We start from the raw sequence: 12,089 nt of genomic DNA on the forward strand, positions 1-12,089 counted from the left end.
AAATAATCTAATATAAAAAATATTGATTTTATTTATTTTTGTTAAATAAGCAATGAAAGCTTAATAAAGCTCACCTACATCTAAATAACGATAATTAGCTTCGCTAACAGCCTATAAATACAAATAAAGCTGGTAATCTTATACTATTTATGGTATAAAACGCGCGCTACATTTGACATTATTTTTTTGCGAAAGTAATGACGAATAAAAGCATTAAATTTAATGATTAATTAACGTTATAACACACACATATTATTACACTTTTCCGGGGTGCCTTTTACCTTGTGTAATTAGGTCGGTTAAAGCGGATATGTGGAGGCATAACCCCAACGTCAAAATGAGGAAATCATGACTACAGTATCAATGCGCGATATGTTACAAGCGGGTGTACACTTTGGACACCAAACTCGTTATTGGAACCCAAAAATGAAACCATTTATTTTTGGTGCACGCAACAAAGTTCATATTATCAATCTTGAAAAAACAGTACCATTATTCAACGAAGCATTAGCTGAATTAAACAAGATTGCCGCTCGTAAAGGTAAAATTTTATTTGTTGGTACAAAGCGTGCAGCTAGCGAAGCAATTAAACAAGCAGCTGAAAGTTGTGGACAATACTATGTTAATCACCGTTGGTTAGGTGGTATGTTGACTAACTGGAAAACAGTACGTCAATCAATCAAACGCTTAAAAGATTTAGAAACACAAGCTAGTGATGGTACATTCGATAAATTAACCAAAAAAGAAGCACTAATGCGTGCTCGTGAAATGGCTAAATTAGAAAATAGCTTGGGCGGAATTAAAAATATGGGTGGCTTACCTGATGTGATTTTTGTGATTGGTGCAGACCACGAACATATCGCTATCAAAGAAGCTAACAATTTAGGTATTCCAGTCATTGCTATTGTTGATACTAACTCAGATCCTGATGGAATTGATTACATCGTACCAGGTAATGATGATGCAATCCGTGCAATTCAATTATATGCAAATGCGGTTGCTGAAGCAGTGCGTTCTGGTCGTGAGCAAAACCAATCTCCAGTATCTGAAGAAAGCTTCGTAGAAGAAGCTCCAGCAGTAGAGTAATAAACTCAAATATTTTCAGGGTCGATATTTAGTAATATCGACCCATTCTAATGAAAATCATCACAATGGTTAAATAGAGGATTAAAAAATGGCTGAAGTTACCGCTTCTATGGTAAAAGAACTGCGCGAAAGAACAGGCGCAGGTATGATGGAATGTAAAAAGGCATTAGTTGAAGCTAATGGCGATATCGAACTTGCAATTGACAACATGCGTAAATCAGGTCAAGCAAAAGCTGCTAAAAAAGCGGGTCGTGTTGCGGCTGAAGGTGTTATTATTTCTAAAATCTCTGCAGATAAAAAATTTGGTATTATCTTAGAAGTAAACTGCGAAACAGACTTTGTTGCTAAAGATGCAGGCTTCTTAGCATTTAGTGATAAAGTTGCTGAAGCAGCATTAACTGAACGCACTAGCGATATTGCTGCACTGCAAGCTAAATTTGAAGAAGAACGTACAGCGTTAGTTGCTAAAATTGGTGAAAACATCGGTATCCGTCGCGTTGCTCAAATCGCTGGTGATGTTGTGGGTAGTTACCAACACGGTGCGCGTATTGGTGTATTAGTCGCAGCTAATGGTGCTGATGATGAATTAGTTAAACATATTGCAATGCACATTGCTGCAAGCAAACCAGAATATGTTGATCCAAGCGATGTTCCAGCTGATGTGGTTGAACATGAACGTAACATTCAAATCGATATCGCAATGCAATCAGGTAAACCTCGTGAAATCGCTGAAAAAATGGTTGAAGGCCGTATGCGTAAATTCACAGGTGAAGTATCACTAACAGGTCAACCATTTGTTATGGATCCTTCTAAAACAGTTGGTGACTTATTAAAAGAGAAAAAAGCAGCAGTTGCTTCATTCATCCGTTTTGAAGTGGGTGAAGGTATTGAAAAAGTCGAAGTTGACTTTGCTGCAGAAGTTGCTGCAATATCGAAACAATCTTAATCGTTTCAAAAAAACCGCCGTTAAGGCGGTTTTGTTTATCTACAAAATATTTTAAAATTACTATAGGCTAATTTTTTAGCTTATTGAGTAATAAAACAACGAAATAGTGAGACTTCAATATGGTGACCCCTTTCTATAAACGTATTCTTCTTAAACTCAGTGGCGAAGCACTACAAGGCGACGAAGGTTTTGGTATTGATGCGACCGTTCTAGATCGCATGGCGCAAGAAATTAAAGAATTGATTGAAATGAATGTTCAAGTTGCTGTTGTTATTGGGGGCGGTAATCTATTTCGGGGTGCAGGGCTTGCTAAAGCAGGGATGAACCGTGTTGTTGGCGATCATATGGGGATGCTAGCAACTGTAATGAATGGTCTTGCGATGCGCGATGCGCTGCACCGAATTGAAGTTAATGCCCGTTTAATGTCAGCCATTCCATTAAACGGTGTATGTGATGATTATCGCTGGACCGAAGCAATTAGTTTGCTTCGTCATGGTAGAGTCGTTATTTTGTCTGCTGGAACAGGCAATCCATTTTTTACCACCGATTCAGCAGCATGTTTACGTGGTATTGAAATTGAAGCTGATGTTGTTTTAAAAGCTACCAAAGTTGATGGTGTTTATTCAGCCGATCCTGTTAAAGATCCAACAGCAACACTTTATAAAACATTAAATTATGATAAAGTGCTTGATGATGAACTTAAAGTGATGGATTTAGCTGCATTCACATTAGCAAGAGATCATAATCTACCCATTTGTGTCTTTAATATGAATAAACCTGGTGCATTGCGTCGTGTTATTTTAGGTGAACAAGAAGGGACATTAATTAATAACAAGGCAACAGTAACCAGTTAATTATCTTTATTTTAAATAAGGCTTTTATTATGTTAAACGAGATTCAAAAAGAAGCGCAAACGCGCATGGAAAAAAGCATTGATGCGTTTCAAAATCATATTTCTAAAGTTCGAACAGGTCGTGCATCACCAAGCTTATTAGATGGTATTATGGTTGAATATTACGGCAGCCCAACGCCACTTCGTCAACTAGCTAACATTGTTGCTGAAGATGCAAGAACGCTAGCTATCACAGTATTTGATAAATCATTAACTCCTGCTATTGAAAAAGCAATTTTAACGTCTGATTTAGGGTTAAACCCAGCATCAGCAGGTACCGTTATTCGTGTACCATTGCCACCATTAACAGAAGAACGCCGTCGTGATTTGACTAAAATTGTTCGTAACGAAGCGGAACAAGGTCGAGTATCTATCCGTAATATTCGCCGTGATGCCAACGATCAAATAAAAGCGTTACTAAAAGATAAAGAAATTTCAGAAGATGACGAGCGTAAAGCACAAGATTTAATCCAAAAAGCGACAGATGCCGCAATTAAAAAATTAGATGCAGTGCTTGCCGATAAAGAAAAAGAGTTAATGGAATTCTAATTCTTCTACTTTTTCCCTTTCCTTCCAAACGCTCTGTTTTATAAAGCAGAGCGTTTTTTATTCCAATAGTTTTCTAATTTTGAAGTGAATAGCTATAAAATACAACACGCAAAATATACCTAATCTAAAAATCAATTTTCACAACAAACCTTTCAATGTAAATGTTTAACTATATGAATTATTTTTTAAAAAATATAATTCAATCTAAATTACAAAAAACAATTTATGCCTTTAAGGCATATCTAACTATAAAATATAAGTATTTTACATAGATTGATGAAGTGCCTATACTTTTTTGAAGTTAGCTATTTAAACTATTTCTGCTTGTGCTATCCGCTCTGATCTTATTTGTATAGATAAGTTGGTTTTTGGTTTAGAGGCATTTTACTGGCCAAGGTTTCAACGTTAATGCCACTATGGAGCTAGTTGAATAAAAGGTACTTTATGTCATGAAAACACTATTATCGTGTCAGACAGAACCAGAAAAACCATCCCATTGGTCTGCTGTTTTTTCATTATTCATGGGGGTAACCAGCCTTATTGCTGCTGAGTTTATTCCTATTAGTTTATTAACACCTATTGCACAAACATTAAAAATTACTGAAGGAATGGCAGGGCAAACGGTCACTGCTGTGGGTATTTTTGCTGTTATTGCAAGTTTGACTTTGGCGCCATTAACAAAAAAAATAAATAGGCGGTTAGTATTATTAACGCTCTCTATTTTATTGGTGATTGCTAATATATTGGTCGCATTTACCCCTAATTATATCATTCTATTGATAGGGCGCTGCATATTGGGGATATGTGTTGGTGGCTTTTGGTCTATGGCTTCAGCAGTAACGCTACAACTTGTACCAGCAAAAGATATATCTCGTGCATTAAGCATTATCTATGCTGGTGTTTCAGTGGCAACGATTATTTCGTTACCATTAGCAAGCTATTTAGGCAATCTGATTGGTTGGCGAAATATCTTTTTGTTATCAGCATTACTGGGGGCTATTGCCTTTATTTGGCAATTTATAGCATTGCCTACTTTACCTGCACAGCAAGGTAATAGTTTTAACAATATGTTTTTTCTCTTAAAACAAAGCTGGATAACGATAGGAATAGTAGCCACGATATTTAGTTATGGGGGATATCATATATTTTTCACATATTTAAGACCATTTTTAGAACATAATCTTGCCTTAAAAACAAATACTCTCTCTACGCTTTTACTTTTATTTGGCATTGCTAATTGTATTGGCACCGTTATTGCGGGTTTTGTGATGGGTAAACAATTTAAAATAACGATGATAGTTATTCATTTTATTTTATTGATGCTTGCTATTATTTTAATGTTTATCGATAAAAATATAACATTCAACATGTTACTTGTTATTGCTTGGGGATTTATGTTTGGTTTTATTCCGGTGGGTTGGTCTACTTGGATTGTACGTACACTTGCCGATAAAGCCGAAATGATGGGCGGATTATCTGTTGCGGCGATTCAATTTTCTATCGGATTGGCAGCGGCAATGGGAGGCATCATCTTTGATCATACGGGGATGCAAGGTATATTTTTTAGTTCTGCACTTATTTTTTTATGTGCCTTGATATTAACTCGTCTCAGTTTTCGATTATTTACTCGTGTAACAGGAAATCGTATTGCATAGTAATAATTTTTAACTATTTATTGCTTGATAATATCGAATTAACATTTACTTATTAAAGGGATCACATTAATGAAAAAGGTTTTATTTTATTTCAAAGATAGTACTGCTTTAATCGTCTTTTTAAGTCTTTTTGGGTTATTTTTATCACCATCAGTAATGGGAGCCGATATGTCTAACAATGCGAATAATTTTTATCAAAGCGATAATGTCACTATGCAAAAAGTTAGTTTTCTAAATCAATATAAGATGAACGTGGTTGGAAATTTGTTTATGCCTAAAACGCTTGATCCAAAAAATAAATATCCAGCCATTATTGTTGGACATCCAATGGGTGCAGTTAAAGAACAAAGTGCCAATTTATATGCGACTAAAATGGCTGAACAAGGCTTTATTACATTAGCCATTGACTTATCTTTTTGGGGCGAAAGTGAGGGACAGCCACGTAATGTTGTATTGCCCGATATGTATGCAGAAGATTTCAGTGCGGCAGTTGATTATTTAGGTACTCAAACTTTTGTAGATCGTCACAATATTGGCGTAATTGGTGTTTGTGGTAGTGGTAGTTTTGTTATTAGTGCTGCTAAAATTGATCCACGTTTAAAAGCCATTGCGACGGTAAGTATGTATGATATGGGGTCAGCCAATCGCCATGCTCTTCACCACTCGTTAACACTTGAACAGCGAAAGCAGATTATTAAACAGGCGGCAGAACAACGTTATGTTGAATTTTCTGGGGGGCAGACATTATATACAAGTGGTACGGTCAATAAAGGGCAACTCAAACCAGAAGATGGTCCAATTGCCCATGAATTTTACGATTTTTATCGTACGCCTCGTGGTGAATATACGCCTGCAAGTTCAACGCCAGAACTAACGACTCACCCAACATTAACCAGTAATGTAAAATTTATGAATTTCTATCCATTTAACGATATTGATACCATTTCACCACGACCAATGTTATTTATCACAGGTGATCAGGCTCATTCTAAAGAGTTCAGTGAAGATGCTTATAACCGCGCGATAGAACCGAAAGAACTTTATTATGTAAAAGGAGCTGGGCATGTTGATCTTTATGATCGAATCGATTTAATCCCTTTTGATAAATTAACAACCTTTTTTAAAACATATCTGAAATAGCTATTAATTTTTAATGAAATGCTGTTCCACAGCAAAGGGAGTAAGAATTTATGCTGCTCCCTTACTTTTGCTCATCATTATAAAATAGCAGATGAATATCAAAAATGTTTTTTTAGCTGTTTTAAAAACAGTTCAGCAGCTTTAGAAAATACATGATATTTTTTCCAGACAATATTCACATCCACTTTTAATTTTGGATATAACGGTTTAAAACAAAGCGGATTATCGCCAGCTGTATTAATCAGTTTATCTAAACACAAGGCATATCCGATATGTTGTTCAACCATTAATGCGGCATTAAATATTAAGTTATATGTTGCAATAATATTTAATTTGTCATAGTTTCGTTTAAACCATTGTTCAATGCTATCACTAACATATTTTTGTTGGGAAACAATCAGTGGTAATGACCATAAATCAGATGGAGAAATGACCTCAAGGTTTGCCAACGCACAATCTTTTCTCATCAACACTCCCCACGTATCTTGTTGAGGAAGGCACAATGATTCATATTTTGTTAGATGAGTTGGTTCAATTAACACACCAAAATCAAGTAATCCCTTATCAATACGTTCGGTGACATCATTTGCATTACCACTATAAATATGGATGCGGATATGAGGGTATACATCTTGCATTGATTTAATAACATTTACTACCAACTTCATTGCATCGGTTTCACCACAACCAATATAAATATCACCACCAATACTTTCGTTGGGTGCTTGAAACTCTTCTTCTGTTTTATGCACAAGTTCCAGTATCTCCTCGGCACGTTTACGTAATCGTATTCCTTCATCGGTCAAGGTAATTCGCCTACTGCCGCGAATAAATAGGGGGGTGCCAAGCGTTTGTTCTAACTCCATGAGTTGACGAGATAAGGTAGGTTGAGTTAAATGCAAATGGTTAGCGGCAGCGGTAATACTTTCTTCTTTAGCAAGCGCAAGAAAATAACGTAAAATTTTTATATCTATCATTTTCCTTTCCCATTATTCTTGTTTAACAATTCTTCAAATTTTATATTTAAAAGATGCTATGCCAGAAAATGAAGTGTGCCTACTTTTCATTATTAACATAATCTTTTAAAAATCATCAGATGTTTTATCACAAATCACTTAAGTTGGATAGGTTACTCTTTATTACCGCTCAGTATTGTCGAGCGAGTTAATTGGTATAGAGCATTTTGCAAAAAGTCCAATAAGCCTTGGACTTACACAGATGAGTGTTCTAAGGTGGCTTTTTAAATGCCAATTAGTGAATGAAGCGGAGGCAAGAGATAACTAAAAATATATAAAATCAATATGTTGCTTGAATATTTTTTGATGTTTTTTGTTAAAAAATGGTCAGGAAAGATACTGATTTTATTAAATTTTTTGTTTGGTTGTTTTTACTCAAAACAACCGCAAAAAAACATTCTCCAAGACATCGCTTCTATACAAAACTTTACAAAAATCAACAAAAAAAAGCTAGTTGTTTATTCTGATGCAGAATATAATTTTGTTTAATGGACAAAGGTCCGGATAATTAAATAAGCAAATAATTCTAAAATTATTATAAAAAGTTCACTTAAAAGGTGGGTCGTTATGTATTGTAATTACTCAACGTATCTTTTGGGTTATCAAAGTTGCAGTTATCAAAATTTCTCACGAGCTTTATTTTTACCTATGAATTTCGCGAAATTATTAGCATTCTTACTGACATCAATATTTTTATCACCTTTGTTATTACTTTCTTCATTTAGTGTACAGGCGTTATCGGTTTATACATCACAAACTATTGAAGGTTCTGCGCCGTATTTGACGTTTGATGGAGGCCGAACTAGGGTAACTTCAACCGAGAGTTTACTGGCTATTGAGTTGCCTGATGGTACTACCCTTACGCCATCAACTAATCCATCAAGTTCAACAAATCCAATAAGATTACCTTATGCAGGAAGTACTTTGGGAGATATAGATATGTTAATCCCATCATCAGTGAATTCAGTGGATTTAAGTGATTTAGTCACTAGGTATAATTATTGGGGAGATGATGATGGAGATGGCCAAGGTTCAGGTGGTGTTACCGCATCAGGGAGTATATCGGTATCGTTTACGGATAAGGATAGTAATACAGTAAGTCGTAGTGATGCATTAGATAAATGTAAGGCTCCTTATAAGGTAACCTTAAGTAGTGTAGGGGGTTATTTACAAACACAGTACGGAGTTCCTAATAGGACTAGTTTTAGTGGAGCTATGGTGGATTATTATATTAATCCGTATGACAGTAGTCCTAGTGTTTGTTACGCAAGGCCTAATTTGTTGTTGGGTGGTACTACTGGCATCAATTCTAATGATGAACCTCGTTACGCAGGCCCAGCTAACATATGGTCTCCTACAAAGGGTTTTTTAACTCAGTCAAATGATTCATCATCTTACGGCCGAAATTTTCCTACAACGGGTGCTAATGGGTTGTATTTTGATTTGCTCATAGGTGGCGTCGATGCAAGTCAGTTGACGTGGTCTCCGGTCACTCGTGGTGGAATAACGGCTACGGTGACAAGTGTAATAGCTTATAATAATTGGCTTCCTAGTGTTGATAGAGGAAAAGTTGTCGCACGAGTTAAGTTAAGCGGTCCTAGGGCAATTAGTACTCAAATAAACTCAAATAATCCTAGTCCGCTTACTCCGTTGCCATCTTTGCCGCAGACCTTTGAATTGGTGGGCAGGGATAGTCGTGGTAATGAGGTGAGGTATGGATTTGTGTTAAAGCAGTGGTTCGTCAATCGGGGTAGTAAACTCGATACTCAGTCCAACCAATCCACTTGGTGTAGTAGTTTGGGGTATCGTCTTGCTAGTGTAAGTGATTTAACTAATGCAGTCAAAACAGATAGTCCTTCTATTTCTGGCGCCTTGCCATCCTCATCTGATAATTATTACATGCGTCACATAGGTGCTGGCTTTTTCACGGAGTGGGGCTACATGACCTACTCCGCTGATGCGGGCTTCGTCCCCGGCGCCATCGACTGGACAAGCGACACAACAGGTCGCAATGTCTTCAGTGTCAACTCAAACAACGGCCACGTCGGCAGCGGCTACGTTTACTACAGTGGTTACGCTGTTTGCACCGCACCTTAGCTTTTATACCTTAGTCTTTGGACCGCGGGGGCGGTTATGGTGCAGATAGAGGATAATTTATCAAAGAATAAAGCCCCCGCGTAAGTTGAGCATTTCCCTTAAGGTTATGCTGTAGCGGTTTAAATTCGTGGTCTATTTATAGTACAGCAAGGTTTCGGACGTTTTAACTTTGGGTGAATAAAATAGCTATTGTGACCACCCAAGGTCAAAACGTCCGAAACCTGCGCACTTAATTTCTTCTATTCACCAAAACCCAAAAAAGACCTAATTTTCCGCCCAAAAATCAGTCAGAAAACATATTGATTTTATTAAATTTTTTATACAGTGTTTTTTAGTCAAAAAACACCACCCAAAATCCTCCCCCAAAGCCCGCCAACGTATGTTGACTCAAGCTTTAACAAAACTTTACAAAATTTTAACGGAAAAAGTAGCGCATTATTAACCAAGCGGCTATAATTTAAGGGCTTTCAAAGCAAAGGAGTGCTCGTTAGTCGAGCAGTTAGTTACAAAAAATGTAAATAAAACAAAAATTTACTTGACAGGATGATCGAAATGCGCTACCATTTATGGCATCTGGCATCTGGCATCTGGCATGCCAAACCTACGCCCTAAATCTTTTTCAATTTCACCGTAGTCGAAATCAGACACAGTTCTTATTTTCATCACCGAAATTATCAAACTCATTGCGCTTGGCGAGGTCGTCGGGGTGTTCGTCGTGGTTAGGTTTTTTACTTAGCTCGCTTAGTTTTTCTAATTTTTCTATCTTACTTAAGTTACCAAGCTTACTTAGATCATTTAGCTTACCTAGATTGTCGCTGTTCTTCGTGCTGTTGTTGTCATATACACAGAGTTCTGTGGCATTAACGGCGCATACATCAAGAGTAATTGAAGGTACTCTGCCGTATTTAATGTTTGACGGTGGTTGGACAAAGGTAACAGATACAGACAGTTTATTGTTTATTAAGTTGCAGGATGGTCGGGTAATCACGCCATCTACTAATCCATCAAGTGTGACAAATCCGATAATTTTGCCGTATGTGGGGAGTAACTTAAGTCATATAGCAATGGTTGTTCCGTCGTCACAGAGTTCAATTAGTATAAATGATTTGGTTGTTCAGGGTAATTGGGGAGATGATGATGGGGATGGACAGGGAACAAATGGAGTTACCGCATCGGGGAATATATCGGTATCATTTACGGATAAGGATGACAATACAGTTAATCGTAACGATGCATTAAGTATATGTAAGGCTCCTTATAGGGTAACTTTAAGTAGTTCAGGGGGATATTTACAAACACAGTACGGAGTTCCTAATAGGACCAATTTTAGTGGTCAGACGGTGACATATTATATCAATCCGTATGGTGGTCCTGTTGTTTGTCACACAAGGCCAAATCTTAGTTATGGCACAGACGATTTCACCGGCCCATCTAACATATGGTCTCTTACAAAGGGTTTTTTAAGTCAGTCAAATGATTCATTATCTTACGACCAAAACTTTCCAACTACAGGTGCCGATGGATTGTATTTTGATTTGCTCATAGGTGGAGTGGATGGAAGTCAATTGACATGGTCTCCGGTCACGCGTGGTGGAATAACGGCTACGGTGACAAGTGTAGCAGCTAATGATAGGTGGATTCCTGGTGTTGATAAAGAAAAAGTTGTCGCACGGGTAACGTTAAGCGGTCCTAGGGCTGATAGTACTCAGATAGGGTCAGATAATCCTAGTCCGCTTACTCCATTGCCATCTTTGCCACAGACATTTGAGTTGGTGGGTAGGGATAGTAGGGATAATGTGGTGGTTAAATATGGATTTGTGTTGAAGCAGTGGTTCGTCCATCGGGGTAATAAAGACGCTAGTCAGTCTGACCAAATATCTTGGTGCAATCGTTTGGGTTATCGTGCGCCACAGGTTAAGGATTTAACTAATGCGGTTTGTTCTGGTTGGCATTCAGGATTTTGGTGTCGAGGCGCAGTAGGTGCCACGCCGTCGTCTAGTAATAATCATTACAAGCGTCACATAGGTGCTGGGTTTTTTACGGAGTGGGGCATCCTTTACCACTACGCTGATGCGGGTTTTGTCGACAACATCTACTGGACGAGCGACGCTTCAGGTAGCAATAGCTTCACTGTCGCTTGGGACCTCGGCGACATTAACAGCTTCAGTGCCGGTTACAGCCTTTATGGCCTTTGTACCACACCTTAGCTTTTATATCTTAGTCCTTAATCCTTGGGCCGCGGGGGTGGTTATGGTGCAAATAGAGAATAATCTAACAAACAACAGCGCCCCCGTACTGTGAAGCGCCGAGTTAATAAGATTGGGAGTGAATATAAAACAAATAAGAATAACCAAGCAGTTGGTGGATAAGTGTTTGTTGTGTACTTTGAAATAGTGGTGTTAGTTTAACGAATGGAATCAATTAAATACTTGGCATAATATGCCTAACAGTAAAATTAGCACTACTAGCACAGCACTTATTCATCACCCAAGACTTTCAACCTAAAATTGTCATGCAAGCTTGCTGATAAAAGGGAAGAAAGTTAGGGGGATATGGCTAAATCAGCGACATACGCATCTTAGGTTGCAACTTCCCGACTGGGGTGCGAATGATTTTTGATTTTAGTTATACACCAACTGACTTGGCCCTCAAAACAAAGTTAAAAGATAACCATACGGCAATCCATAAAAAAACATAGTAAAAATCGG

The 12,089-nt window shown here is 37.5% G+C and carries 9 protein-coding genes; 8 read left to right on the plus strand and 1 reads right to left on the minus strand.

Annotated elements, in window-relative coordinates:
* The first annotated feature begins 348 nt into the window (after positions 1 to 348).
* The 6 genes from rpsB to GA0061081_RS07550 all read left to right on the plus strand — a co-directional run bounded on the left by rpsB (position 349) and on the right by GA0061081_RS07550 (position 6,268).
* On the plus strand, positions 349 to 1,086 hold the full coding sequence (gene rpsB, locus GA0061081_RS07525) for a 30S ribosomal protein S2 (RefSeq protein ID WP_091349247.1): 738 nt from the start codon (positions 349 to 351) through the stop codon (positions 1,084 to 1,086).
* 88 nt (positions 1,087 to 1,174) lie between these two features.
* Entirely contained in the window at positions 1,175 to 2,032 is an 858-nt protein-coding gene (tsf, locus tag GA0061081_RS07530; RefSeq protein WP_091349250.1) for a translation elongation factor Ts, read from the plus strand.
* A 119-nt stretch (positions 2,033 to 2,151) separates the two neighbouring features.
* Complete coding sequence (gene pyrH, locus GA0061081_RS07535) at positions 2,152 to 2,886, plus strand: UMP kinase (protein ID WP_091349251.1); 735 nt, start codon at positions 2,152 to 2,154, stop codon at positions 2,884 to 2,886.
* Positions 2,887 to 2,915: 29 nt separating this feature from the next.
* Entirely contained in the window at positions 2,916 to 3,473 is a 558-nt protein-coding gene (gene frr / locus GA0061081_RS07540; protein WP_065587087.1) for a ribosome recycling factor, read from the plus strand.
* Between the two features lie 449 nt (positions 3,474 to 3,922).
* A complete protein-coding gene (locus GA0061081_RS07545) occupies positions 3,923 to 5,128 on the plus strand; it encodes an MFS transporter (protein WP_091349254.1) in 1,206 nt (401 codons plus the stop codon).
* Positions 5,129 to 5,197: 69 nt separating this feature from the next.
* A complete protein-coding gene (locus GA0061081_RS07550; protein WP_091349257.1) occupies positions 5,198 to 6,268 on the plus strand; it encodes an alpha/beta hydrolase in 1,071 nt (356 codons plus the stop codon).
* Between the two features lie 98 nt (positions 6,269 to 6,366).
* Here the strand turns inward: GA0061081_RS07550 and GA0061081_RS07555 are convergent, their stop codons facing one another.
* The gene (locus tag GA0061081_RS07555; RefSeq protein WP_091349386.1) at positions 6,367 to 7,242 is read right to left on the minus strand and encodes a LysR family transcriptional regulator; all 876 of its coding nucleotides are present in this window, start codon (positions 7,240 to 7,242) and stop codon (positions 6,367 to 6,369) included.
* A 609-nt stretch (positions 7,243 to 7,851) separates the two neighbouring features.
* On the opposite strand from GA0061081_RS07555, the gene GA0061081_RS07565 reads away from it, so the two are divergent.
* The gene (locus GA0061081_RS07565; RefSeq protein WP_091349263.1) at positions 7,852 to 9,381 is read left to right on the plus strand and encodes a hypothetical protein; all 1,530 of its coding nucleotides are present in this window, start codon (positions 7,852 to 7,854) and stop codon (positions 9,379 to 9,381) included.
* Between the two features lie 566 nt (positions 9,382 to 9,947).
* Positions 9,948 to 11,588, plus strand: a complete 1,641-nt coding sequence (locus GA0061081_RS07570) for a hypothetical protein (protein ID WP_141683353.1) — start codon at positions 9,948 to 9,950, stop codon at positions 11,586 to 11,588.
* The last annotated feature ends 501 nt before the right edge of the window (positions 11,589 to 12,089 follow it).

It is taken from the genome of Gilliamella bombicola (assembly GCF_900094945.1).
Taxonomy (GTDB): domain Bacteria; phylum Pseudomonadota; class Gammaproteobacteria; order Enterobacterales; family Orbaceae; genus Gilliamella; species Gilliamella bombicola.

What these genes read in the sequence shown, in the direction of transcription:
- rpsB (WP_091349247.1), top strand. Translation starts at nt 349, where the DNA reads ATGACTACAGTATCAATGCGCGATATGTTACAAGCGGGTGTACACTTT.
- tsf (WP_091349250.1), top strand. Translation starts at nt 1,175, where the DNA reads ATGGCTGAAGTTACCGCTTCTATGGTAAAAGAACTGCGCGAAAGAACA.
- pyrH (WP_091349251.1), top strand. Translation starts at nt 2,152, where the DNA reads ATGGTGACCCCTTTCTATAAACGTATTCTTCTTAAACTCAGTGGCGAA.
- frr (WP_065587087.1), top strand. Translation starts at nt 2,916, where the DNA reads ATGTTAAACGAGATTCAAAAAGAAGCGCAAACGCGCATGGAAAAAAGC.
- GA0061081_RS07545 (WP_091349254.1), top strand. Translation starts at nt 3,923, where the DNA reads ATGAAAACACTATTATCGTGTCAGACAGAACCAGAAAAACCATCCCAT.
- GA0061081_RS07550 (WP_091349257.1), top strand. Translation starts at nt 5,198, where the DNA reads ATGAAAAAGGTTTTATTTTATTTCAAAGATAGTACTGCTTTAATCGTC.
- GA0061081_RS07565 (WP_091349263.1), top strand. Translation starts at nt 7,852, where the DNA reads ATGTATTGTAATTACTCAACGTATCTTTTGGGTTATCAAAGTTGCAGT.
- GA0061081_RS07570 (WP_141683353.1), top strand. Translation starts at nt 9,948, where the DNA reads ATGGCATCTGGCATCTGGCATCTGGCATGCCAAACCTACGCCCTAAAT.